Origin of the sequence: Burkholderia vietnamiensis LMG 10929, from assembly GCF_000959445.1 — a bacterium.
Classification (GTDB): Bacteria; Pseudomonadota; Gammaproteobacteria; order Burkholderiales; family Burkholderiaceae; genus Burkholderia; species Burkholderia vietnamiensis.
Genome location: NZ_CP009630.1, coordinates 309,589 through 334,882, shown reverse-complemented (window position 1 = coordinate 334,882; position 25,294 = coordinate 309,589). Strand labels below are relative to the sequence as shown.

The window sequence follows — 25,294 nt, the reverse complement described above, 5'->3', positions numbered from 1 at the left end:
CCTCGAATGTGCATTCGCGCGCGTTCGGCTTCAGCAACCTCGCCGCTCGGCAGCGGAAAACGTGACGCCGTACCGACCCGTCAGCGGGAACGAGACTTGCGCAGGACGCCCGGTTCCCGAACCGATGCAGCGGAGCGGAATCGCCCGCGAAACATTGGCGATTGGGGCGGGATTGAATGCGGCGGTTGCCGTTGCTACTCTTTCTTCAGCGCCGGCCGCGCCCGGCCGGAGGCCACGCATGAAGCGATATGCGGCGATCGCGCAAATGGTCGCCAACTCGATCCGGTACGGTGATTTCTCCCATGTCGCGCGCGTCGCGACTGAGCCGTCCGCATTCGGCGCGCGTCGTGTAAATCCTGCTACCGCGCGGCGCGGCTTCTACATGTGCGAAAGCGAGCCGCCGACCGCCGCATGTGCGCGCCGTGGTCAGCTTGTCCCGAACCACCACGCCACGCGAATGCATTGCGATCCAGCACCGCACCGACGCGTCGCAAACCGCGCGCGACGACGAGGCGACATTCCAGTCGACCGACCAGTTCAAGCACGCCATACCCGGCTCAGCCATCGCTGGCCGTGGCCTCCCGCCGTCGAGGATGCGATCCGGCCCCTCGGAACGCTCGCCGACCGGCAACGACAAACGAGGTAGCAACGACGATGCGAGTCCTGCCCAGCCGGAGAATCCACCCACGCGACACGCTGCTCGGCGCGATGAATGTGCGCGTCCAGCCGCGCGTGACGGTCAGTCAGCGCTGTCGGGAATGCGGCTTCATGGCATTCCGCGCCAGCGATACCTGCCCCGTGTGCGGAACGGGGAACCGGCCGTTCGCCCCGCTCGGTCGCTGGCGCGGCGGCGAGCCGGCCGCTCCCGACCACGGCGCGCCGTCGGCACCCACATGGGTGTCGCGCTTCGCGGCCGCCGTACGCAACGCGGCGATTCATCGGCCGCGCGCATCGAGCGCACCGTTGCTCAGCGTGTTGACGCTGGTCCTGCTCGTCGGCGGTTACGTGACGTTCGACCGCACGTGCCGGGCCGACCCGGTCTGTCGCGGCCACGGCGCAACGAGCACCGGCGCGGCCGACGCCGGCGTGCAGGTCGCCGACACGCCCGCGTTGCCGGTGCTGCCCGCACCCGTCTATGCGTTTCGTCGGGATGAGACGCTGGCGCCGGCGGCCGGCCCGCTCGCCGATGCCGGCCAGCCGGCCACCGTCGACGGTCCGCGTGGTGCGGCCTCGAGCCGCCACGCGAGGGCGAGTGCGAGAGCGGGCGCAGGCGCGCCCGCGACGCTCGCGCGGCAAGTGCCGCCGCTTCGCGACACGGACCGCGCGCAAGGCGGCATCCGCGTCGCCGACTGGAAAGGCGGCGTCCCGGCCCGGCGCACGCATGCGACCCGTCGCGTGAGCTGGCACGCGCGCCATCTGCGACGCGGGGCGAGCGACGCCGAAATGGCCTATCTGTACCGCGGACACTGACGGCCGCGCAGCGAGGAACCTGGTTGCGCGTCAGTTGCCGCGGATGTCGGTAGCGGAGCCGTCGGTGGCCGCCGCTCCAGTCGGCGCCGGACAACATCCGTGGCCGCTGACGAAGCCTGCCCCTGCCAGCCGCGCGCACCCGCCGACCAACCCCGCATAGTCACGAACCCGCATAGTCACGAACCCGCTCGCAAGCCTCCCGCCGCCGCTGGTCGACCAACCGCCCGCGCTCGGCCGCGCGGAGCGAACGAGAATGCCTCCTTCGCCAGAATCCGATACGCTATCGGCTGCCTCGTCTACCGGCTCATCCCGCACCGCAGGTCGGCTTACGGCGCAACCCTCGCGGGCGTCTGACGGAACGGGCGCGCGTCATAACCCGCGTCGGTAGACACCCACCCGAATTCCCGCCCTCGCGCAAAGACCCTCGTCCCATGGACAGCAATTCACAGAACGATCCCCTACCCACGCGCGACCCCGTCGTCGGTCCGTCCAAACCGCGCCTGTTCGGCTTTCTCGGCGCCGGCTTGATCACCGGCGCATCGGACGACGACCCGAGCGGCATCGCAACCTACAGTCAGGCCGGCGCGGCGTTCGGCTACGGACTTTCGTGGACGTTGCTGTTCAGCTATCCGCTGATGGTCGCGATCCAGATGATCAGCGCCCGGATCGGGCGCACCACCGGCCACGGCATCGCCGGCGTGCTGCGCCGGCACTATCCCGACTGGTTGCTCCAATGGGTCGTCGTGCTCCTGCTCATCGCCAACATCATCAATCTCGGCGCCGATCTTGGCGCGATGGCCGATGCGATGGCGCTCCTGCTGCCCGGCCCGAAGTGGCTGTACGTGCTGCTTTTCTCGGCCATCTGCATCGCGATGCAGCTGCTGCTGCAGTACACGCGCTACGTCGCCGTGCTGAAATGGTTCACGTTGTCGCTGTTCGCGTACTTCGCGGTGCTCGCGATCGCGCATATCGAATGGGCGCGTCTGGCGAGCCATTTGTTCGTTCCGCATCTGAGCTGGACGTCGTCCTACCTGACGCTCGTCGTCGCGATCTTCGGCACCACCATCAGCCCCTATCTGTTCTTCTGGCAATCCGAAGAGGAAGTGGAGGACATGCATGCGCATCCGACCCGCCGCGACCTCTTCAGCGCGCCGGCACAGGCGCCGACGGCGCTGCACCGCATCGAGATGGACACGGTGACCGGGATGGGCCTGTCCAATCTGGTCGCCCTCGCCATCCTCGCCACCACCGCCGCCACACTCAACGCGGGCGGCATCACGGACATCCAGACTTCGGCGCAGGCGGCGCTCGCACTGCGGCCGATCGCGGGACACTTCGCGGCGCTGCTGTTCACCGTCGGCATCGTCGGGACCGGCTTGCTCGCGGTGCCAGTGCTGGCAGGCTCGGCCGCCTACGCCGTAGGCGAGGCACGCGACTGGCCCGTCGGGTTTTCGCGGAAGGTCCAGGAAGCCAAGGCCTTTTATGCCACCATCGCGATCGCCACGCTGATCGGGATGGTCATCAATTTCACCTCCATCAACGCGATCAAGGCGCTTTACTGGAGCGCCGTGCTCAACGGCGTGATCGCCGTGCCCGTGATGGTCGTGATGATGTTGATCGCGTCGCGCACCGACATCATGGGTGCCTTCAGCGTCAAGGGCTGGCTGCGCGCGCTGGGCTGGCTCGCCACGATCGTGATGTTCGTGATCGCGGTCGGGATGGTGGTGACTTCGTTCTGACCGGTAGCGCGGCAGGCGTCGGGAGAGTCGTCGAGGAATGAAAAACGGGCGGCGCCGTCTCCGGCGCCGCCCGCTTCATGTGAGCCGTTCGCACGTCAGGCCGCGAGCAGGCCGTGCGGGTCGATCACGAATTTGCGCGGTGCGCCGCCGTCGAACTTCTTGTAGCCTTCCGGCGCCTGATCGAGCGAGATCACCTCGACGTTGACGATCTTCGCGATCGGCAGGCGGTCGAACAGGATCGCCTGCATCAGGTTGCGGTTGTACTTCAGCACCGGCGTCTGACCCGTGAAGAACGAATGCGACTTCGCCCAGCCGAGGCCGAAGCGGATGCTCAGGCTGCCGTGCTGCGCGGCCTTGTCCTTCGCGCCCGGATCGTCGGTCACGTAGAGGCCCGGGATGCCGATCGCGCCGGCCGGCCGCGTGATCTCCATCAGCGAGTTCAGCACCGTCGCCGGCGCTTCCTCCGCGCTGCCCGACGAGCCGTGGCCGTGCGCTTCGAAGCCGACGCAGTCGACCGCGCAGTCGATTTCCGGCACGCCGAGAATCTGCGCGATCTGCTCGCCGAGCGACGCGTCCTTCGACAGGTCGACCGTCTCGAAGCCCATCGCGCGCGCATGGGCGAGGCGTTCCGCGTTCATGTCGCCGACGATCGTGACCGCCGCGCCGAGCAGCCGCGCCGACGCGGCCGCCGCCATCCCGACCGGGCCTGCGCCCGCGATATAGACCGTCGAGCCCGGCTTCACGCCCGCGCTCACCGCGCCGTGGTAGCCGGTCGGCAGAATGTCGGACAGGCAGGTCAGGTCGCGGATCTTCGCCATCGCCTGATCGCGGTCCGGGAATTTCAGCAGGTTGAAGTCCGCGTACGGCACGAGCACGTACTCGGCCTGTCCGCCGATCCAGCCGCCCATGTCGACGTAGCCGTACGCGCCGCCCGCACGCGACGGGTTCACGTTCAGGCACACGCCCGTATGGGTGTCCTTGCACATCGCGCAGCGTCCGCACGCGACGTTGAACGGCACCGACACGAGATCGCCGATCTTCAGCGTCTCGACGTCGGGGCCGACCTCGACCACCTCGCCGGTGATCTCGTGCCCGAGCACGAGTCCGACCGGCGCGGTCGTGCGGCCGCGCACCATATGCTGGTCGGAACCGCAGATGTTCGTGCTCACCACTTTCAGGATCACGCCGTGGCCGATCGCGCGCCCGGTCGGATCGACCATCTTCGGATAATCGATCTTCTGCACCTCCACCTTGCCCGGCCCAAGATAGACGACACCTCGATTGCTGCTCATCGTATTGTCTCCATGTCTCGTTGGTTCGCGCTGCGGGCCGCCGCACGACTGCGGCGCACCTGCAACGTGCTGTTCGAGAGTAGTCCCCGAGACCGGGGCGCCGATGTCTCAAACGCGACAGGTGTTTGACCGGTGCCGACATCGGCCGCGCGAAGCCCCAGCCGGCGCCGCGCCCGCCGCACGGCATCCCCGCCGCACATCGTCGGACCCGATTTTTTGTTGATTGAACGATCAATAAAAAACCGATAAGCTCTCGACTTCCACGAACGGCCCGTCCGGGGCGAAGGAGTGCGCGATGCCGAAAGTCGGAATGCGGGAGATCCGTCGCGCGCAGCTGATCGACGCGACGCTGCGCTCGATCGACGAGGCCGGCCTGCCCGGCACGACGCTCGCGTCGGTCGCGCAGCGCGCGAAGATCTCGACGGGCATCGTCAGTCACTACTTCGGCGACAAGGACGGCCTGCTCGAAGCCACGATGCGGCACGTGCTGCGCGATCTGTGGGCGGCCACCACGCGCCGCCGCGTCGCCGCGCGCAAGGATCCGCGCGCGAGGCTGCGCGCGATCGTCGCCGCCAACTTCGACGACACGCAGGTCAGCGCGCCGGTGATGAAGACCTGGCTCGCGTTCTGGTCGCAGAGCATGCACGAGCCGAGGCTCAAGCGCCTGCAGCACGTCAACACGCGGCGCCTGCACTCGAACCTGTGCGCCGAATTCGCGAAGCGCCTGCCGCGCGCGAAGGCGCGCGAAGCGGCCAGCGGCCTCGCCGCGCTGATCGACGGCCTGTGGCTGCGCGGCGCGCTCGCCGGCGGCCCGATCGATACCCGGGCGGCCTTGAAGCTCGCCCACGATTACATCGACCTGCTGCTCGCGTCCGCGTGACGCGTCGCGCAGTCGCCAACCTGGAGATCCTCATGTCCGTATACGGTTTGCAGCGCCTGTACATCGGCGGCGCTTATGTCGACGCCACCAGCGGCAAGACTTTCGACACCTTCGATCCCGCCACCGGCGAGCTGCTCGCGCAGGTGCAGCAAGCGAGCGCGGCCGACGTCGACCGCGCGGTCGCCTCGGCGCAGCAAGGGCAGCGCGAATGGGCGGCGCTGACCGCGATGCAGCGCTCGCGCATCCTGCGCCGCGCGGTCGATCTGCTGCGCGAGCGCAACGACGAACTCGCGGCGATCGAGACGCGCGACACCGGCAAGCCGATCGGCGAGACGCTCGCGGTCGACATCGTCACCGGCGCGGACGTGATCGAGTACTACGCGGGCCTCGCGACCGCGATCGAAGGGCTGCAGGTGCCGTTGCGCGCCGAGTCGTTCGTCTACACGCGCCGCGAGCCGCTCGGCGTGTGCGCGGGCATCGGCGCATGGAACTACCCGATCCAGATCGCATGCTGGAAGACGGCGCCCGCGCTCGCGGCCGGCAACGCGATGGTGTTCAAGCCGAGCGAGGTCACGCCGCTCACCGCGCTGAAGCTCGCCGAGATCTATACGGAAGCCGGCGTGCCGGCCGGCGTGTTCAACGTCGTGCAGGGCGACGGCTCGGTCGGTGCGCTGCTGACCGGTCACCCGGACATCGCGAAGGTGTCGTTCACGGGCGGCGTCGAGACCGGCAAGAAGGTGATGTCGCTGGCCGGCGCGTCGTCGCTGAAGGAAGTGACGATGGAGCTCGGCGGCAAGTCGCCGCTGATCGTGTTCGACGATGCCGACCTCGATCGCGCGGCCGACATCGCGGTGACCGCCAACTTCTTCAGCTCGGGCCAGGTCTGCACCAACGGCACGCGCGTGTTCGTGCAGCGCTCGATCAAGGACGCGTTCACCGCCAAGGTGCTCGAACGCGTGAAGCGGATCCGCGTGGGCAAGCCGACCGATGCCGACACCAACTTCGGCCCGCTCGTGTCGGCCGCGCAGCTCGACAAGGTGCTCGGCTTCATCGCCAGCGGCAAGGCGGAAGGCGCGAAGCTGCTGGCCGGCGGCACGCGGCTCACCGACGGCCATTTCACGAACGGCCAGTACGTCGCGCCGACGGTATTCGGCGACTGCCGCGACGACATGAAGATCGTGCGCGAGGAAATCTTCGGGCCGGTGATGAGCATCCTCGATTTCGAATCGGAGGACGAAGTGATCGCGCGCGCGAACGACACGCACTACGGCCTCGCGGCCGGCGTCGTCACGGAGAACCTGTCGCGCGCGCATCGCACGATCCATCGCCTCGAAGCCGGCATCTGCTGGATCAACACGTGGGGCGAATCGCCGGCCGAGATGCCGGTTGGCGGATACAAGCAATCCGGTGTCGGGCGCGAGAACGGCATCACGACGCTCGAACACTACACTCGGATCAAATCGGTACAGGTCGAACTCGGCCGCTACAACCCGGTGTTTTGAGAACGATAGGAGATATCCCGTCATGACGACACGCGAATACGACTACATCATCTGCGGCGCCGGTTCCGCGGGCAACGTGCTCGCGACGCGCCTGACGGAAGATCCGAACGTCACGGTGCTGCTGCTCGAAGCCGGTGGCCCCGACTACCGCTTCGACTTCCGTACGCAGATGCCGGCGGCGCTCGCCTATCCGCTGCAGGGCCGCCGCTACAACTGGGCGTACGAAACCGACCCCGAGCCGCACATGGACAACCGCCGCATGGAATGCGGCCGCGGCAAGGGGCTCGGCGGCTCGTCGCTGATCAACGGGATGTGCTACATCCGCGGCAACGCGCTCGACTACGACAACTGGTCGACGCACCAGGGCCTCGAGCGCTGGACCTATCTCGATTGCCTGCCGTACTTCCGGAAGGCCGAAACGCGCGACGTCGGCCCGAACGATTACCACGGCGGCGACGGCCCCGTGTCGGTCACGACCAGCAAGCCGGGCGCGAACCCACTGTTCGAAGCGATGGTCGAGGCCGGCGTGCAGGCCGGCTATCCGCGCACCGACGACCTCAACGGCTATCAGCAGGAAGGCTTCGGCCCGATGGACCGCACCGTCACGCCGAAGGGCCGCCGCGCGAGCACCGCGCGCGGCTACCTCGACCAGGCGAAGACGCGCCCGAACCTCGAGATCGTCACGCACGCGCTGGCCGACCGCATCCTGTTCGACGGCAAGCGCGCGTCGGGTGTCGCATACCTGCGCGGCAGCGAGCGCGCCACCGCGCATGCGCGCCGCGAGGTGCTCGTGTGCAGCGGCGCGATCGCGTCGCCGCAACTGCTGCAGCGCTCGGGCGTCGGCCCCGGCGCGTGGCTGAAAGAGCTCGACATCCCGATCGTGCTGGACCTGCCGGGGGTCGGCCAGAACCTGCAGGATCACCTGGAGATGTACATCCAGTACGAATGCAAGGAGCCCGTCTCGCTGTATCCGGCGCTCAAATGGTGGAACCAGCCGAAGATCGGGCTCGAATGGATGCTGAACGGCACGGGCCTCGGCGCGAGCAACCATTTCGAGGCCGGCGGCTTCATCCGCACGCGCGACGACGATCCCTGGCCGAACATCCAGTATCACTTCCTGCCCGTCGCGATCAACTACAACGGCTCGAACGCGATCGAGATGCACGGCTTCCAGGCGCACGTCGGCTCGATGCGCTCGCCGAGCCGGGGCCGCGTGAAGCTGCGCTCGCGCGACCCGAACGACCATCCGAGCATCCTGTTCAACTACATGGCCGAGGCGCTCGACTGGCGCGAGTTCCGCGATGCGATCCGCGCGACGCGCGAGATCATGCGGCAACCGGCGCTCGACCGCTATCGCGGCCGCGAGCTGAACCCGGGCGCCGACTGCCGCTCCGACAAGGAACTCGATACGTTCGTGCGCGCGCGCGCCGAGACCGCGTTCCATCCGTCGTGCTCGTGCAAGATGGGCTACGACGACATGGCCGTGGTCGACGACGAAGGCCGCGTGCATGGGCTGGATGGGCTGCGGGTCGTCGACGCGTCGATCATGCCGATCATCACGACCGGCAACCTGAACGCGCCGACGATCATGATCGCGGAGAAGATCGCCGACCGGATTCGCGGCCGCGAGCCGCTCGCGCGTGCGAACGTCGCGTACTACGTCGCGAACGGCGCGCCGGCGCGCAACGTCGCGAAAGCGGTGCGGCAGCCGGAGACGGCGTAGGCGCGTCCGCGCGCGACGACAGCGTGCACGGCTCGCGGCGTTCTCGCCGCGAGCCGTTTTTCATTGGGCGTCGCTGCCGCCCGCATTGAAGCGCGTGATCGCGGTCGCTCGCGACCGTATGCGTTTCGCGCGCACGATCGGGTTCGCACGCGACGTCAGGCTCATCGCGCCGCGCAAGCGGTCGAACGCGACCTCTTCTTTCGGCCCGAAGCGGCCGATCGCCGGCCATGCGAGCGTCTGATCGAGCCAGCTCTGCCATGCGTCGCCGTAGAAGCGGCGCGCATATGCGCGCACCGTGTCGGGCGCCGCGATCACGACGCCGGCCAGCAGGTAATACGCCCAGAAGCTGCCCGCGCCGACGAGCCGTTCGAGCCGGCACACCGACACCGCCGCGAGCAGGCCGGACACCGAGGCGAGATCGCCGCGTCGTTCGCGGATCGCGCGCGCGACGAGATTGTGCCGGCCGCCGTATGCGGCCAGCGACATCCGCGTGCCTGCGGCGAGTGCCGCGCAGTACGTCGCGAGCGCGGCCATCTCGTCGATGCGCGCCGCCGCGTCGCGCGGCCCGCACACGCGCAGCACGAGCGCGTCGATGATCGCGTCGTGGCCGGCCGACGCGTCCATGCCGCCCGCGGCGACCGCCACGCGGCGTTCTCTCGGGTTCTTCGCAGGCGGTGCTTCGCCGTCTGCTTCGGCTTCATGCGGTGCGCGTTCGCCGCTGCCGTCATCGAGGGCGACGCCGCTGGCAATCCGCTCGAGTGCGGCCCAGCCATCGTCGGGATCGTCGAAGGTCCACGCAGCGACGAATCCGTGAGCGGCTTCGAACGCCACGCGCGAACCGGGGCAGCGACGCTCCGCATGCGCCAACTGCTGCGCGTCGGGCACGTGCACGCATGCTTCGAGCGCGTCGCCCGCGTCGCATGCGCAACCGCCGCCATCCGTCGCCAGCCACGGCGCGACCTCGTGCAGGACGGCGATCGCCTCATCGGAAAGCGCTGCGCCGGCGCGCACGCGCGCATCGCGCGAGTCCGTCGACGAAGCAGCGGCCGCAGCGGCCGCGTCGGCCTCGGCACCGGCCGGCACCTGTAGACGTTCGATCAGATACTGCAGCCACGCGGCCGTGCGCAGCCGGTCAGGCGTCGCACCGCGGGCATCGCCATACTTCGCTGGGTCGGTGAGCATGGGTGGTCCGAAGGAGTTCCGGCGAATCGGAATGGTTGTTATGTAGTGGGCCGGTCGAGCGGTCCCGTCAAGCGCAGGCGGTGCGATGAGCCGCACCGCCTGCCTCGCCGCCGCGTCGATTCGCGCTCATCCGAGCGGCCACGCCCACGTCCCGCGAAACCGCGACGCCCGCCGCGCATCCTCTCACGGCCCTCGTAACCGGCAGGCGTGCGGTCGCGATCGCGCGATGCTTACTGCACGTGGAACTTCGGCGACGTGACGACCGTGCCGCTGACCTTGCAGTCCGGCGTCAGCACCGCGTTGTTGAACGTCAGCGACGAGTTCGGATCGCTCCACGCGGTCACGACCTTGCTCGGCCCGCAGGTGCCGAGCAGCGTGACGGTCACCTTCGCGTTGTTGATCGACAGTTGGGTCGGACTGTCGGCCTGGCCGGTCCACGGCGACGCACTCGTCGCGCTGCCGCTGATCAGCCCGCAGGTGGCGCCGCCCGTGAAGGTCGTCGACGTGATGTTGACGATGCCGGTCGACGTGATCGTGCCGTTGAACGTCGCGTTGCATGCCGCATTGATCGACCCCTTGCTGAGCGTCGTGAGCCCGGACGCGGAGAACGGTTCGCCGTTGGGGTTCATCGGCTGGCCGTCCGCGCGCGATACGGTCACCGCGAACGCGGGCGCGGCCGCAGCCGCGGTGAATGCCACTGCAGCAACAAGCGATGCGATTTGACGAATGCTCATTTGAACTGCCCCCTCTCTTCACAAATGGCGGCATGCCGCCGGAAACGCGACGGCCCGGACGAAGCGAACGGCCGGCCCGTCGCAGGAAGCCGCACGGCGCGCGCCGGGCGCGCCGCGCGGCTCAGAACTTGTAGGAAATCCCGACGAACGTAATCAGCGGATCGGCCTTCAGCCTGGTGCGCGTGGTGGCGAGCGTCGAGCCGTCGGCCGCCTTGATCACGAGCGACGAGTAAGTCTTCAGCGGCATGTAGGTCAGCGTTGCCGTCAGCCCCCAGTGCTTGTCGATCGCGTAGCTCGCGCCGATGTTGTAGACGGGCGTAAACGACGACGACGCCTTGCCCTCCACCGACGTCGGTCCCGGCTTGCCGGCCCCGGCCGCCAGCACGCTGCCGAGGTTCTCGTTGATGTCCCTCGCGAAGTTGCCGTTCAGCTCGATGTTGCTGAACCAGCTGTACGCGACGCCGATCCCGACGAACGGACGAAACTTCGCGGTCGGCGCATTGAAGTAGTACTGAAGAATGACGGTCGGACTCCATTGCCGCGCGTTCTTCACGGCCGGCTGGTTCGACGTCTTGTCCATGTCGACCGAGCCGAGCGCGCCGGACGGCCCCGGCGGCCGGATCACGCCGTGCCCGGTCAGCGTGAATTCGGGCGGCACGCCGAGTACCGAGGTCACCGCGATGTGGTCGGTGAAAAAGTGCGTGAGCGTGAGGCCGACCGTATCGGCGTTGTTCACCGTCAGGCTGGTGCCCGGCGACGTGAACGAGCCGGGCAGCCGCAGCGGCCCGTTGATCGGCATGTTGGCGAGATTGGTCGTCAGCCCGTTGGTCGAATCCTGCGGCATGATGTGCAGCCAGCCCAGCGTCGCGACGTTGTCACCCGCCTGCTGCGCCGATGCGAGCGTCGACATGCATGCGACGACACCCGCGGCAATCACCTTCTTCATGAAGTCTCCCCTGTTCTGTCCGGGCGCCGCGCACCTGCGCGGCGCCGCCGTGTCGCTGCGCGCGGTCACTGCACGAACGCGCCGACCGTGAAGTACGGATTGCTTGCATCGGCCATGTCGAGGAACCCGAACACTCCGCCGGTGAACACGAACTTGCCGGTCGCCGGCCCCGACGCCGCGTCCGCATGCACGGTCGTCACGACGCCCGGCACCTGCTGCGTGAAGTCGAGGTTCAGCGCGCGCGCGAGTGCGGCCTGCGACGCGTTGAACGGATCGAGCAGCGTCGCCTGCGCGCCGACGAGCGCGGTGGCGCGATAGTTGAACGCGCTGTCGACCCCCGTGTACTCGCCGTTCTGCGAGCCTGGCGCGATGGCCGTCTGCGGGCTCAGGAACGAGATGCCCGATTCGTCGTCGGCGCTCGGCGGGCCCTGCGTGAGGTCCGCATTCGCCGCGCCGGTCCGGATGAAGATCGGCACGAGCTGATTGCGCAGCTTGCCGACGATCAGAATGCCCTTGCCGGCCTTCGCCGGATCGACGGCCGCGAGCGTGGGCGCAATCTGCGGCTGGTAGTTGAGCGACTGGAAGGCCGGCGCGTCGGCGCGCAGCGTGAACGGCTGGTTCACGGTCGCGCTCGACGCCAGCGGCTGCCCGCCGTTCTTCTTGCCGAAGTTGTCGGTTTCGACGTAGCTGCCGTCCGCGTGGATCGTCACCTGCTGGTCGAGCGCCACCGGCGCGAAGCTCTGCGACGGCACCTGGTGATAGCCGAGCTGGTTGTAGGTGCCGGCGATCTTCGACAGATCGGTTTCGAGCGACGAGAAGCTGATGAACGGGTAGTACGGGAACGTCGTCTTCGAGATCTTGCCGACGCCGATCACGCCGTCGAACTGGATCGTCGCGCCGGGAATCGCACCGCCGAGCACGCCTTCGCCGAGGAACAGGCGGGCCGGCCGGGTCGGGTCGAGGCTCGCGTTCTGCATCCGGAACGTGCACTGGTTCAGCTTCACCGTCGGCAGCCCCGTCTCGTCGACCAGCGTGCCGTCGACCACGTTGGCCGGCGCCGCGTCGCGCGTCGGCTGCACCGTGCCGGTCGTGGTCGGGACCGGCGACGCGAGGTAGGTCACGCGGTACGTCATCTTCGTGGTGTCGAGCTGCACCTTCACGAGCTCGCCCGAGCCGGAGCCGCCGACGAAGGCCGTGTTGTAGTCGATCGTCTGCGGACACAGCCGCACGGGGCTGACGGCCGGCGGGTCGCCGTCGCCGCCGCACGCGGCCACCAGCGGCGCGAGCGACGCCGCCACCATCCAATGCTTCACGTTCATAGGAATCCTCTTGAAATTTTGTTCGCCGGCGGCGCTGCGTGCGCCGCCGGGGTTCCGTGTTCGATGCGCCGTTACTGAACGAACGCGCCGACCGTGAAGAACGGGTTGACCTTGCTGTTGTTGACCACCATCGCGTAGACGTTGCCCGCCGTCACGAGCCAGCCCGTGTCGCCCTTGGCGAAGATCGCCACGTTGCCGTTCGCGCCCTTCGCGTTGAAGTCCTGGGCGACCGTCACCTTGATCTTGCCCGGCGTGGCCTGCGTGTAGTCGAGCGCGAACTGCGAGGTGACCGACGAAGTCTGCGGATCGATGAACGCCGCGGTGGCGCCCTGGAACAGCGTCGACGTGTAGTTCGCCGCCATCGTCGACACGGCGGTGCCGTCGTTGCAACTGCCGGCCGCCGAATAGAACGCGCCGTTCATGAACGTGCCCGGCAGGTCGGGGTGCGGGACGCTCACGTCCAGGCTCGGCCCGCCCACCGCCAGCGCGTTCGCCTGCCCGGTCGACGTCACGACACCGCATGCGGATGCGCTCGTCGCGCCGATGTAGCCGCCCTTCAGCGAATTCGCGGCGATCGCGGTCGTCGACGAAAGCATCGAGATGCCGACCTCGGGGTCCGCGACGGACGCAAGCAGATTGCCGGCATCGACGTGGTTGTAGCCGACGCGAATCACGACCGGCACGCGCAAGCCGTTGAGCTTGCCGACGATCATGATGCCCTTCGCCTGGCTCGGTGCGATCACGAGCGACGCGCCCTGCCCCGCGAGCGGGTATACCGGCGTGCCGAACTGGCTCGCCACCGCATTGCTCACGAACACGTTGTCGTTCGATCCGTCCGCGTTCTTGCGCAGCGTCCACGGCGAGCCGGTGGTCTGGCAGGAGTAGTCGCTGTTCGGCGTGATCGTGCAGGAGCCGTCCGCATTGAGCGTCTGGTTCCAGTTCACGACGTCCGGCTCCCAGCCGACCGGGCCGGCCGTGCTCTGCGCGTTGCCGCCGAGCGGCGACAGATGGATGCCCACCTCGTTGTAGTTGCCCGCGACTTTCGCGAAATCGGTCTCGGTGTCGGTGAAGCCGATGAACGGATAGAAGTCGAACGTACGCGACGGCACGGTGCCGAGGAACAGCCCCGGCAGCAGCTCGATGCCCGGAAACGCGATCGTCGCACCCGGAATGCCGCCGCCGACCACGCCGTTGCCGACGAACAGCATCGGCGGATCGGCGCGATTGATCGTCACGGAATATGCACCGTCGCTCGTTGCGCCGCTGTCGAGCACGAACGCGCAGCGGTTCTGCTCGGCGGTCGGCAGGTTGGTCGGGTGATGGAATGCGCCGCTGATCGTCAGGCCCGCACGCGTGTCGTTGACCTGCCCCGCCGAGGTCGGCACCGACGATTCGAGGAACTGCATCTGGTAAGTGAGCCTGGTCGTGTCGAACTTCACCTTCACGTATTCGCCGCTGCCCGAGCCGCCGGTGTAGGTGGTCGTGTAGTCGAGCGCATCCGGGCACAGCTTCGTCACGACGGGCGGCGTCGTTTCGGCGCCGCTCGGCCCGCACGCGCTGCCCGAACACTGCGGCACGTTGATCGGCCCCGGGTCGTCACCGCCGCCGCAGCCGGCGACGAACGGCAGCGCCAGCACGGCACACGACAGGATCGCTTTCCGCCACTCAGGAATGCAAAGCATCAACCCCTCCTTTTGAGGTACGACGAGTCTCGTCCGGTCGGGCTGCGTGGCCCGCCGGTTGGTATCACGCCGCGCACATCGGGCGCGGCGCATGACGATGCGCGCAGCGCGCGCCACACGGCTCGTCCGAGCGAACACGGAGTCGCGGCGACACGCAGGCGCAAGCCGGCAGCGCCGCCATCGGGCACGGCGCCGTCGGAACAATCGAAACGGATCGGGATGCGTCGCTACAGCGCCGACGCGATGCGGTAACGCAGGCAGGCGACTCGCGTCGCGCCTGCGTCAGGCGAACAGCTGATGAACGGCAGCTTGGCCGGGCCCTCGGAAAGGCGTCTCATGGGTTGGTCTCCGTACGTACGCTGGATTCGTTATCGTGATGCGACGTTTGCCGAGACTATGATCGGGCGTTGCGCGCAAGTAAATGGATGCAGAGTTCCAAACGAACCGGACGGCTCGATCCAAGCGCGCTCAGGGCCTTTCACAATTTTTCAAACGACCTTCGATTTATTTGCTCAGACAAATACTTCGGCGGTACATGTGCTGCTTACCGCTCCGGCCCGGCACGCTCCGGCAAAATACCGCTCATTGTTCACCCGATTCAAATAAATCGCCTGATTGATGAGCAGTGCACGCCTATTTCGCGCGAATTCCGTGCATGCATCGCATATCGTTTGCGCAGAAATGCATTTCCATCTTCCGGTTGCTAATATGGCGATCCTGCGATCCCGCACCACAACGCCGTTCGACATGACGCCCGTTCGCCATGCCGCACCCGCAGCCAGCCGTGTCGCAGCGGCGGCGCCGGGCTCGCGCGGCGCACGGGGTCGGCCCGAGCAGCCGTGCCATCCGTGAGCATGCAACCGATCCTCTCCGTTTCCGACCTCTCCAAGACTTACGCGTCCGGCTTCCAGGCGCTCAAGCACGTGAACCTCGACATCCGCCCCGGCGAGATCTTCGCGCTGCTCGGGCCGAACGGCGCGGGCAAGACCACGCTGATCGGCTCGATCTGCGGCATCGTCACGCCGACCGAAGGGCGCGTGACGGTCGGCGGCCACGACATCCGCGATCACTACCGCGCGGCGCGCGAAATGATCGGGCTCGTGCCGCAGGAACTGACGACCGATGCGTTCGAGACCGTCTGGGCGACGGTGTCGTTCAGCCGCGGCCTGTTCGGCAAGGCGCCCGATCCCGCGTACATCGAGAAGACGCTGAAGGCGCTGTCGCTGTGGGACAAGCGCGACAACAAGCTGATGACGCTGTCGGGCGGCATGAAGCGCCGCGTGATGATCGCGAAGGCGCTGTCGCACGAGCCGCGCATCCTGTTCCTCGACGAGCCGACCGCCGGCGTCGACGTCGAGCTGCGCCGCGACATGTGGAAGCTGGTCGATTCGCTGCGCGAAAGCGGCGTGACGATCCTGTTGACCACCCACTACATCGAGGAAGCCGAGGAAATGGCCGACCGCATCGGCATCATTCTCGGCGGCGAGCTCGTGCTCGTCGAAGACAAGCACGAACTGATGCGCAAGCTCGGCAAGAAGCAGCTGACCGTGCAGCTGGAGCAGCCGCTCGCGGCGGTGCCGGCCGAGCTGGCGGTGTTCGGGCTCGAACGCGCGGCCGACGGCACCGCGCTCGTCTACACCTACGACTCGCAGCGCGACGACGCGGGCATCGCCAAGCTGATCGCCGCGCTCGGCGCGGCCGGCATCGGTTTTCGCGATCTGCATACGACGCAGAGCTCGCTCGAGGACATCTTCGTGAGCCTGATCGACAATCGCCGCAACGGCGCACAAGGGACGTAACGCACATGACCAACATGAACCTGCAGGCGATCCGCGCGATCTACCGCGCCGAAATGGCCCGCACGCGACGCACGCTGATGCAGAGCATCATCGCGCCGGTGATCTCGACGTCGCTGTACTTCGTCGTGTTCGGCTCGGCGATCGGCTCACGCATCAGCGACGTGAACGGGATCGGCTACGGATCGTTCATCGTGCCCGGCCTCGTGATGCTGTCGCTGCTGTCGCAGAGCATCTCGAACGCGTCGTTCGGCATCTACTTCCCGCGCTTCACGGGCACGATCTACGAGGTGCTGTCCGCGCCCGTGTCGTACTGGGAGATCGTGATCGCGTACGTGGGCGCGGCCGCGTCGAAGTCGATGCTGCTCGGGCTGATCATTCTCGCGACGGCCGGCCTGTTCGTGCCGTTGCACATCCTGCATCCGTTCTGGATGGTGCTGTTCCTCGTGCTGACGTCCATCACGTTCAGCCTGTTCGGGTTCGTGATCGGGATCTGGGCCGACAGCTTCGAGAAGCTGCAGCTCGTGCCGCTGCTGATCATCACGCCGCTCACGTTTCTCGGCGGCAGCTTCTATTCGGTGGACATGCTGCCGCCCGTGTGGCGCGTGGTCACGCTGTTCAACCCGATCGTCTATTTGATCAGCGGCTTCCGCTGGTCGTTCTACGGGCTGGCCGACGTGCACGTGTGGATCAGCCTCGCGGCGACCTCGCTGTTCCTGGCGATCCTGCTCGCGATCGTCGCGTGGATGTTCCGCACCGGCTACAAGCTGAAGAACTGACGCGCGCGGGCGCGGGATCGCCCCGGTTCGCGGGGAGAAGTTGCGCTGCTAGACTGGGCCGGAGATCGACCGGCGCCGCCTGCCGCATCGCAGCATGATGCGGTACGCGCGGCGCGCTTCCCGCCCCATTGCCTGCGCGAGGATCCCGATGAGCGCCTCCCGAATCGACGCCGTCCGCGACGGCCTGTTTCGCGCCACCACCTACGTCGACACGCTGGACCTCGGCTTCAGCCAGTTCTTCATACGCTCGCCGCACGGCGACGTGCTGTGCGTCGAAACCGGCACGCGCGCCAATTTCACGCAACTGAGCGCGGCGCTCGACGCGGTCGGCATTGCGCCGTCGATGGTCAGCAACGTGATCGTCCCGCATTTCGAGGCCGACGAGATGGGCGCGTTGCCCGACTTCCTCGCAGCCAACCCGGCGCTCGTCGCCTACGCGCATCCGATGTGCGCGTGGGGGCTGGCCGACGTGTTCGGCGTGCGCGCCGTACCGTTGCAGGACGGCGAGCCGACGACGCTGTCCGGCATCGACGTCGTGCCGGTGTTCACGAAGCACGTCCATCAGTGGGACGCGCTCGTCGTCTATCTGCCGGCGTACAAAGCGCTGCTGTCGTCGGACATCCTGATGCGCTTCGGCACGCAGGACGCCGACGATCCGCTGCCGGCGATCCTCGACGCGATCGCCCGCGCCGACTACCTGCCGTCGCTCGCGCATCTCGCGAGCGCGCTGCGCCGCGTCCAGGCGCACGATATCGACATCGTGCTGCCGATGCACGGCCCGGCGATCACGCGCGACGTTCAGCGCGTGATCGCCGGCGTCATCGCGCATTGCGAGGCTGCCGCCGCGTAGTGCACAGCGCGGCGCGGCGACGGCCGCCGTTCAGGCGCCGGTGACGACGAATTCGTCGGCCGCCTTGCTCTGCACGGCGGCCAGCACGGCCAGTTCGCGCTTGGTGTGCGGCTCGCCCGACACCACGCCGGTCGCATGCTTGGCCTTCGCGCCGAGCGGAAAGAACACGAACGATGCACCGGCCGGCGCCTCCGGCTCGGCCCGCAGACGCTTGTTCAGAATCTTCAGATACTTCTTCTTCGACACTTCCTTCGCTGCCATGGCGCCCTCCGCACGAACGTAACGCTGGTCAGCATACCAGCTTGGCAGGCGGCCAGGAACGCCGCCGGGCCGTCGATCTGCACTAGAATGGACCCGCTTGCCAACTCGCCGTCCCCGGACGCGGCCACGTTACCGCGATGTCTTTTTCGGAGCGTTTTCATGCGTGTCGAGTTGTTCGCACAACACCACGGTTGTCCGGGCTGGGAAGGTGAAATGGCCCGGCGCATCGCCGCCTTCGACTGGTCGGAGGCCGGGCTCGGGCCGATCGAGCAATGGTCGGCGAGCCTGATCGCCGCCGTGCGCACCGTGCTCGCGTCGCCGCTGCCGCTGGTGATGCTGTGGGGCCGGCCCGGCTACATGATCTACAACGATGCGTACGCCGCATTCTCCGGCGGCCGCCATCCGTATCTGCTCGGCAAGCCGGTCGAACTCGGCTGGCCCGAAGTCGCCGATTTCAACCGCAACGTGATGAATACCTGCCTCGCGGGCGGCACGCTGTCCTATCGCGACAAGGAACTCGTGCTGCTGCGCCACGGCCGGCCCGAAGACGTGTGGATGGACCTCCACTACAGCCCGCTCGCCGACGACGACGGCGCGCCGGGCGGCGTGCTCGCCGTCGTGATCGAGACGACCGAGCGCGTGCTCGCCACCCGTCAACGCGCACACGCGGAAGCCGCGCTGCAAGCGTCGAACGACGCGCTGCGCCGGCTGACCGAAACGCTCGAACAACGCGTCGCCGACGCGCTCGCCGAGCGCGCGGCCATCGAGGAGCAGCTGCGTCACGCGCAGAAGATGGAGGCGATCGGCAGCCTGACCGGCGGCATCGCGCACGACTTCAACAACGTGCTGCAGGTGATCAGCGGCAACCTGCAGGTGCTGGCGGTCGAACTCGGCGAGCGGGCGAGCGCGCAGCCGCGGATCGAGAGCGCGAACAACGCGGTGCGGCGCGGCGCGCAGCTGGCGTCGCACCTGCTGGCGTTCGCTCGGCGTCAGCCGCTGTCGCCGACGGTGCTGAACCCGCGCAAGCTGATCGACGGCATGAGCGAGATGCTGCACCGCGCACTCGGCGAAACCGTGCGCGTCGTGGCCGCGCTGGCGCCCGACGTCGGCAACGTGCTCGCCGATCGCCACCAGCTGGAAAACGCGCTGCTGAACCTCGCGATCAATGCGCGCGACGCGATGCGCGGCGACGGTACGCTGACGATCGCGGCCTACAACGACACGACTGCCGTCGGCGCCCGGCGCACGCCGCTGCCGCCCGGCGAATACGTGACCTTCGAGATCACCGATACGGGCAGCGGCATGACGCCGGACGTGCTCGAACGCGTGTTCGAACCGTTCTTCACGACCAAGCCCGACGGCGAAGGCACGGGGCTCGGGCTCAGCATGGTGTTCGGCTTCGTCAAGCAAAGCGGCGGCCATACGTCGATCGACAGCGCGCCGGGCCAGGGCACCACCGTGCGGCTGACGTTCCCGCGCTGTCACGATGCGTTGGCCGAGGAACCGGCGTGCGCGCCGCGGCCCGATCCCGTGCGCGGGCGGGAAACCATCCTGATCGTCGAGGACGACGCGGACGTCCGGCTCACCGTCGTCGACATGCTCGCGCAGCTCGGCTACAAGGTGCTCAGCGCGTCGGACGGCGAAGCCGCGCTGCGGATACTCGACAGCGGCACGCCGATCGACCTGCTGTTCACCGACGTGATCATGCCGGGGCACATCAAGGGCGGCGAACTGGCGCGCCGTGCGGCGCAGCGCACGCCGCCGCTGCCCGTGCTGTTCACGTCCGGCTATACGCGCGACGAAATTTTCCATTCGGGGCGGCTCGATCCCGGTGTGATGCTGCTCGGCAAGCCGTACCGCCGCGATGAGCTCGCGGCGCGGATTCGGAGTGTGCTCGACCGGAATGTGAAGGCGGCTTGAGCCGGACCGCGTTGCGGGCCGGCTCCGTTACCGCCGAGCCGATGGGGGCGTGAGGGTGATCGCGGGCTTCGGCTTCGGGCCGCAGCGCATCGGCGGTGGCGTGCGGAAACCGGCTTGACCCATCGACCACCACCAAAAATTTTTCGCATGCGATGTCGATTCCTGCGCCGCTCGCACGTCGGAGTGACGCAAGCGTTCGTTTCGACGTCGGTACGACGGGCCGCAAACGGACGCCTCTTCCCCACGTCAAAGGAGCAACGACAATGCGCGTCATGGTGATCGTCAAGGCCACGGCCTCTTCCGAAGCGGGCGCGATGCCCGACACCGAGTTGCTGGCCGCGATGGGCCGCTTCAACGAGGAACTGGTGAAAGCCGGCGTGATGCTCGCGGGCGAAGGCCTGCATCCGAGCTCGCGCGGCAAGCGCGTGCACTTCTCCGGCAACGAGCGCACCGTGATCGACGGCCCGTTCGCCGAAACCAAGGAACTCATCGCCGGCTACTGGGTGTGGCAGGTCGGCTCGCTCGACGAGGCGGTCGAATGGGTCAAGCGCTGCCCGAACCCGATGCCGGTCGACTCGGACATCGAGATTCGCCCGATCTTTTCACCCGAAGACTTCGGTGAAGCATTCACGCCGGAGCTGCAGGCGCAGGAAGCGCGGCTGCGCGCGGAGCTGGACGGCAAGCATGGCGAGTGAGGCGACGGGTGGGCGCGGTTCGCTGACCGAGCGCGGCACGCCGGCGCGGGTCAGCGAGCAGGACGACCACCCGGATTGACACGACTCCGTATAGTAACGTATCGTTTTGATACGTTACTATACGGAGTCGTCGTCATGCATTCCCGTTTCGACCGTTTTCGCGAGACACCGCTCGGCGCGCAGCTTGAAGCGCTGATCGGGCAACCGGAGCGCTACGTCGAATTCGCGGCGCTGTCGCGGGTGGGCGTCGCCGCGATCGGCGCGATCCAGCACGAGATCGCGAGCAAATTCCCCGAAGTCGCCGCCGATACGACGGCGCGGCAGTTCTGCGGCTCGATGGTCGCCGACGTGATGCGTCGCCACGGGCACGACGTCGTGCAGGCACGCGGCCGGCTCGGCGGCGCCCTGTTCAGCTACGGCGCGGTATTCAGCGCGTATCCGCAGGTGCTGCCGTTCGCGGACCTCCCGGCCGCGCTGGCCGAGATGCCGTCCCGGATCGCCGCGTACGCGGCGCACGTTCCCGCCGCACTCGTCACGCGCCGCCCGGCCGGGACGGGCTTCTCGCTGGTCGAGCATGCGTGCCACCTGCGCGACCTCGACGCCGTGTTCGCCGAGCGCATCGATCTGGTCCGGAGCAGCGAATTGCCGGTGATCGCGTCCGTCGACGGCACCGCGCTCGCCGCCCAGCGCGACTACCTCGCGCAGCCGCTCGACGAAGCGCTCGCCGCGTTCGGCCGCGGGCGCGCCGCGCTGTGCGCGACGGTCGCGGCGCTGCAGCCACAGGAACTTGCACGCTGCGGCCTACGCGACGGCATCCGCCGGATGTCGCTCGACGAACTCGTCCGCGAACTGCTCGATCACGATCGCACCCACCTTCTCGAACTCGACGAATTGCTCGCCGAACTCGAGTTGCCGCCGCTTCGCCCGTCTACCGCCGAATGAGCGGTCGTGCAGGTCGGTTGTCTACGTTCACGGTTGCATCGGCACGCTCGACGCACGCGCACGGCCGGCCGCGCATCTCGTCCCGCGCCCGCGCGGCCATCGACTGACACACGCTGCGCCGGTCGAGTCGCCGTGCGGCGGCCGATCGGTGCGATTAATCAAGCGCGGGCGGCGAGCCCGCGATGCCGCTCCTCGATACCCGTACTCACCAGTCATGCGACGACCGCCTGACAACTCGTAGGCTTCGCAGAAATTTGTCTGAAAGGCACCGTTGCTAGAGTGTCCGCACAGGGTTTTCCCGATGCCGGACTGCCGAAAGGGCACGACACATGCGAGGCTCCATGAACCTGTTACGCACGTTGTGGCTACTGCTGTTGCTCGCGGCCGCCGTACCGGCCGCCGCGTTCGAGTCGCGCATCGTCGCGATCCCGAGCGCCGCGATGAACGCGACGCTGAAGGCGACCGTCGTGCTGCCCGATGCGTATGCGCGCCTTCGGCACGGCCCGGAGCGCAGCGTCGAGCGCTTTCCGGTCGTCTATCTGCTGCACGGCTCAGGCGGCGACCACACCGACTGGACCACCAACACCCGAATCGCCGCGCTCGCCGACCGCTATCACGTGATCCTCGTCATGCCCGATGGCGGCCACGAAAGCTGGTACATCGACAGCCCGTTCGATTCGGGTAGCCGCTTCGAAACCTTCATCGGCGACGAAGTCGTGTCGTACGTCGACAGCCATTTCAGAACGATCGACGCCAAGGGCGCGCGCGCGATCACCGGCCTCAGCATGGGCGGCTTCGGCGCACTGCGCATCGCGCTCGACCGGCCCGACACGTTCGGCGCGGTCGGCAGCATCAGCGGCGCAGTCGACCCGCGCTGCTGCGAGGACGAACCCGGCATCGATCATGTGTTCGGCGACCCCGTCCGCCATCCGTCGTTCTGGAACCGCAATGCGATCATCGAAAGCGCGCGTACGTTCGTGCGCGCGCACCTCGACCTGACGATCGACTGCGGCCGCGACGACTCGCTGGTCGGCTCGAACCGCACGCTGCATCAACGGCTCATCGCGCTCGGCGTGCCGCACGACTACGCGGAGCGCCCGGGCGGCCACACCTGGGATTACTGGGCACACGCGATCCGCTATCAGATGCAGTTCTTCGCGACGTCGTTCCAGCACGGCGGTTACGCGTAACGCACGAACTACCGGCGCATGGCAAGTGGGTGGCGTGTCGTATCGCACCGGCTCGCATGGCGATGTGCAACAGACGATGAGCGCGCGCGGTGACGCGACAGGAAGGGAAAAGAAAACCAGCGTCGAGCGCCAGCCGAACCACGCGCTCGGTTGCGCTCAGTTGCGCTGCGCCGCGTCGGCGTTCACCACTCGATCGAAGATCTCCTGCGCGCGCGCCAGTTCGTCGAGCGCGCGATCGAGGCGCGACATCGCGCGTGCATAGTCGGCCGACGAGATGTCGTCGTCGCTTTCGCCGCGCACGGCGCGAAACGCCTGATCGACGTTGCGCGTGGCCTCGACGAAGCGTTGTGCGGCCCGGGCTTCCCGCGAACGGATGTGGATCGACATCGACACTTCTCCCTGAGGATTGCAGTGTGAAGCAAGCCGCCGCGCAGTGTGCGCGGCCCGCGTGTCGGCCGCGTGACCGACGGCCGCTTGCCGGGCGATGCGCGAATCGCCGAGCAGCGCGCTTCGTCGCGATTGTCGCGCGATGTCCGCTTGCCCGCTACGGCGAGATTGCAACAAATTCCTTGCGCACGCCGCGATGATGGCGACACCGCTGCCGGTCGTTGCGCGCGCATCGACCTTCAATCCCTGAACCGCACGCCGCGCGCTCGCGGCGCAACCGTCACGCGCGGCCGATGCGCGGCTGCGCGACACCGCCGAACGCGGCTGCCTCGGCCGGCCCCAGATCGAACAGATCGCCGGTGAGCTCGCGCGGATGCTCGGCCGCGGGCCGGTGCCGAAGCCGCACGACGTGCGCGGGCGCGACATAGGCGGCAGCCGTTTCGATCGGCGCCACGTCGAACAGATCGCGCGTGACGCCGCGCACGGTGTCCGTCGGCGACCGGCCGCGCAGACGACCAACCAGCTCGACGAAGCGATCGAAATCGCCGGCGCGCGTCGCGTTGTTCACGTCAGCGAGATCGCGTGCCTTCAGCACGCAAGGCTGCGCGAGCCGCACGAAATACGGCGCTTCCAGCTCGACCGACAGCGCAAGCGGATAGCTCCTGCCCGTTTGCTCCTTCGCGCGGCCGACGCAATCGACCACGGCCGCGCCCTGCGCGACGCCGAGCGGCTTGCCCGTGCTCACGCTGCGCAGGTGCTCGGGAAACACGCGCAGTTGCGTACCGACCGTCAACGCGGTCGACGATGCGCATACGAGCGCGTAGTGCTGTTCGCGGCGCCGGCCCGACGGCAGCGTCGCGCGGCTGGCGATGAACGTATGAGGCGGCAACGGCCGCACCTGGCCGCTGGCGTCGATCCACGCATTCCACAGCAGCGCGTCCGCGCGCTTGCGCTCGCCCGGCCGCACCCGCGACGCCACCGGCGAAAACAACGCGAGCAGCGAACCGGTGCGATGCGCGGCGACCTGCGCGCTGCTGCCGAGCGGCTGGTTGATGCCCCACAGAAAGCGCCCGCCCCCGAGCCGGCGCTCCCATTCCTTGCGGAGCACGACGGTCGGAAGTTCCTCGCCGGACTCGGTACCGATCTTCGTCCAGCAGAACGTGGGAGGGAGGTGTTTCAGTGTCATCGACTTTCTCGGGATACAGCCTCGCTGGCGACAGCAAGCCCATTCAACAACCATAACTGTATAGGTATAATGCATGACATGGAAGCCCCGGACCGCGATTTTCCTGTACAAGACCTGTTACGCCACTTGCTGGCAGATACACGCTCGTCCAGCGAAATTGCGCGACTTTCTGGCGTCAGCCAACCGACGGTGTCGCGGCTTCGGATGTCGGACGGGCGCCGGCTGCGGCGCAGCGCGCCATTCAATAAGCTATGCAGTTTCTATGGACTGAATGCGCCCGGCCCGCGTCGCTACAACGACCTGCTGCGCGAGGCGATCGTCGACGCCTGGGACGGCTCGGACGAGCACGGGCGCGCGCTGTTGGTGGTGATCCAGGGCTTGAAGGACTTGCAGACGAAGGCCGAAAGCGGGTGACGGCGCGCAGCCGGCAAACCCCGGAACGGCGGAACGGCCACGCGCGGGCGGTAACGGATGCGATCCGTCGCCGCCCGTTTTGCATCCGGCGACGCCGCCGACACGTCGCCGGTCAAGCGCGCGAAACTTTATTTACCTGTGGTTAAAAAAGTTTGACACGCCGTTTTCCCTGAGATAAGTTTTGCGCAAGCTTCCGGAAAGCAAACGCAGACCGGCAAGCTCATAAGACGCGCGGCGCGTCGGACATCGCCGGTCCGTTTCATCCCGTCGCCGCTCGCACGCGTGTCGTGTCGTCCGCAGCGCAGCACCGCAGCTCGCAATATCCCCGTTTTCTCTGCCGATACCGCCTGGTTTGACGAGGCAAGGTACACGGCACGACTTTGATTGGCAGTACTGCATGAGCCG

General features: G+C 67.7%; 22 protein-coding genes. 13 read left to right on the top strand and 9 right to left on the bottom strand.

From position 1 onward, the window contains the following. The first annotated feature begins 654 nt into the window (after positions 1-654). Together AK36_RS01860 and AK36_RS01855 are read left to right on the top strand one after the other, a co-directional pair. Positions 655-1,470, top strand: a complete 816-nt coding sequence (locus tag AK36_RS01860; protein ID WP_045577722.1) for a hypothetical protein — start codon at positions 655-657, stop codon at positions 1,468-1,470. A gap of 431 nt (positions 1,471-1,901) precedes the next feature. Beyond that, positions 1,902-3,209, top strand: coding sequence for an NRAMP family divalent metal transporter (locus tag AK36_RS01855; protein WP_014723978.1), 1,308 nt, complete (start codon positions 1,902-1,904; stop codon positions 3,207-3,209). A gap of 95 nt (positions 3,210-3,304) precedes the next feature. Here AK36_RS01855 and fdhA read toward each other — a convergent pair whose 3' ends face one another. Further along, complete coding sequence (gene fdhA, locus AK36_RS01850; RefSeq protein ID WP_011880781.1) at positions 3,305-4,501, bottom strand: formaldehyde dehydrogenase, glutathione-independent; 1,197 nt, start codon at positions 4,499-4,501, stop codon at positions 3,305-3,307. 295 nt (positions 4,502-4,796) lie between these two features. On the opposite strand from fdhA, the gene betI reads away from it, so the two are divergent. The 3 genes from betI to betA are packed head-to-tail and all read left to right on the top strand — an operon-like array spanning position 4,797 to position 8,606. Continuing rightward, a complete protein-coding gene (betI, locus tag AK36_RS01845; protein ID WP_011880782.1) occupies positions 4,797-5,381 on the top strand; it encodes a transcriptional regulator BetI in 585 nt (194 codons plus the stop codon). Between the two features lie 32 nt (positions 5,382-5,413). Further along, entirely contained in the window at positions 5,414-6,883 is a 1,470-nt protein-coding gene (betB, locus tag AK36_RS01840; protein WP_045578391.1) for a betaine-aldehyde dehydrogenase, read from the top strand. 22 nt (positions 6,884-6,905) lie between these two features. After that, the gene (betA, locus tag AK36_RS01835) at positions 6,906-8,606 is read left to right on the top strand and encodes a choline dehydrogenase (protein ID WP_011880784.1); all 1,701 of its coding nucleotides are present in this window, start codon (positions 6,906-6,908) and stop codon (positions 8,604-8,606) included. A gap of 60 nt (positions 8,607-8,666) precedes the next feature. On the opposite strand, the gene AK36_RS01830 is transcribed toward betA, so the two are convergent. From AK36_RS01830 to AK36_RS01810, 5 genes are all read right to left on the bottom strand, one after another. Continuing rightward, a complete protein-coding gene (locus tag AK36_RS01830; protein WP_011880785.1) occupies positions 8,667-9,788 on the bottom strand; it encodes a hypothetical protein in 1,122 nt (373 codons plus the stop codon). A 230-nt stretch (positions 9,789-10,018) separates the two neighbouring features. Then, complete coding sequence (locus AK36_RS01825) at positions 10,019-10,522, bottom strand: hypothetical protein (RefSeq protein WP_011880786.1); 504 nt, start codon at positions 10,520-10,522, stop codon at positions 10,019-10,021. Between the two features lie 121 nt (positions 10,523-10,643). Continuing rightward, a complete protein-coding gene (locus AK36_RS01820) occupies positions 10,644-11,468 on the bottom strand; it encodes an OmpW/AlkL family protein (RefSeq protein WP_045578390.1) in 825 nt (274 codons plus the stop codon). A 65-nt stretch (positions 11,469-11,533) separates the two neighbouring features. Further along, complete coding sequence (locus tag AK36_RS01815) at positions 11,534-12,787, bottom strand: DUF2957 domain-containing protein (RefSeq protein WP_045577721.1); 1,254 nt, start codon at positions 12,785-12,787, stop codon at positions 11,534-11,536. A 71-nt stretch (positions 12,788-12,858) separates the two neighbouring features. Further along, positions 12,859-14,469, bottom strand: a complete 1,611-nt coding sequence (locus AK36_RS01810; protein WP_045577720.1) for a DUF2957 domain-containing protein — start codon at positions 14,467-14,469, stop codon at positions 12,859-12,861. 854 nt (positions 14,470-15,323) lie between these two features. Here AK36_RS01810 and AK36_RS01805 point away from each other — a divergent pair. From AK36_RS01805 to AK36_RS01795, 3 genes are all read left to right on the top strand, one after another. Next, entirely contained in the window at positions 15,324-16,268 is a 945-nt protein-coding gene (locus AK36_RS01805; protein ID WP_045577719.1) for an ABC transporter ATP-binding protein, read from the top strand. Between the two features lie 14 nt (positions 16,269-16,282). Next, positions 16,283-17,044 (top strand): ABC transporter permease, encoded by a 762-nt coding sequence (locus AK36_RS01800; protein ID WP_085954514.1) that lies wholly within the window; start codon positions 16,283-16,285, stop codon positions 17,042-17,044. A gap of 148 nt (positions 17,045-17,192) precedes the next feature. Then, on the top strand, positions 17,193-17,894 hold the full coding sequence (locus AK36_RS01795; RefSeq protein WP_045577718.1) for an oxygen-binding di-iron domain-containing protein: 702 nt from the start codon (positions 17,193-17,195) through the stop codon (positions 17,892-17,894). A gap of 30 nt (positions 17,895-17,924) precedes the next feature. On the opposite strand, the gene AK36_RS01790 is transcribed toward AK36_RS01795, so the two are convergent. Then, a complete protein-coding gene (locus AK36_RS01790) occupies positions 17,925-18,155 on the bottom strand; it encodes a hypothetical protein (RefSeq protein ID WP_011880793.1) in 231 nt (76 codons plus the stop codon). A gap of 159 nt (positions 18,156-18,314) precedes the next feature. On the opposite strand from AK36_RS01790, the gene AK36_RS01785 reads away from it, so the two are divergent. The 4 genes from AK36_RS01785 (at position 18,315) to AK36_RS01770 (ending at position 22,902) form a co-directional block, all read left to right on the top strand. Continuing rightward, a complete protein-coding gene (locus AK36_RS01785; RefSeq protein WP_045577717.1) occupies positions 18,315-20,075 on the top strand; it encodes an ATP-binding protein in 1,761 nt (586 codons plus the stop codon). 263 nt (positions 20,076-20,338) lie between these two features. Beyond that, positions 20,339-20,770 carry a YciI family protein gene (locus AK36_RS01780; protein ID WP_011880795.1) on the top strand — a complete coding sequence of 144 codons (432 nt, stop codon included), beginning with the start codon at positions 20,339-20,341 and terminating at the stop codon, positions 20,768-20,770. Positions 20,771-20,905: 135 nt separating this feature from the next. Continuing rightward, positions 20,906-21,712, top strand: a complete 807-nt coding sequence (locus AK36_RS01775) for a DinB family protein (RefSeq protein WP_011880796.1) — start codon at positions 20,906-20,908, stop codon at positions 21,710-21,712. A 341-nt stretch (positions 21,713-22,053) separates the two neighbouring features. Continuing rightward, the gene (locus AK36_RS01770; RefSeq protein WP_045577716.1) at positions 22,054-22,902 is read left to right on the top strand and encodes an alpha/beta hydrolase; all 849 of its coding nucleotides are present in this window, start codon (positions 22,054-22,056) and stop codon (positions 22,900-22,902) included. A 156-nt stretch (positions 22,903-23,058) separates the two neighbouring features. On the opposite strand, the gene AK36_RS01765 is transcribed toward AK36_RS01770, so the two are convergent. Then, a complete protein-coding gene (locus AK36_RS01765) occupies positions 23,059-23,289 on the bottom strand; it encodes a hypothetical protein (RefSeq protein ID WP_014723991.1) in 231 nt (76 codons plus the stop codon). Positions 23,290-23,569: 280 nt separating this feature from the next. Then, entirely contained in the window at positions 23,570-24,475 is a 906-nt protein-coding gene (locus AK36_RS01760; protein WP_045577715.1) for a hypothetical protein, read from the bottom strand. A 78-nt stretch (positions 24,476-24,553) separates the two neighbouring features. Here AK36_RS01760 and AK36_RS01755 point away from each other — a divergent pair, with 78 nt between their 5' ends. Then, the gene (locus AK36_RS01755) at positions 24,554-24,889 is read left to right on the top strand and encodes a helix-turn-helix domain-containing protein (RefSeq protein ID WP_011880800.1); all 336 of its coding nucleotides are present in this window, start codon (positions 24,554-24,556) and stop codon (positions 24,887-24,889) included. The last annotated feature ends 405 nt before the right edge of the window (positions 24,890-25,294 follow it).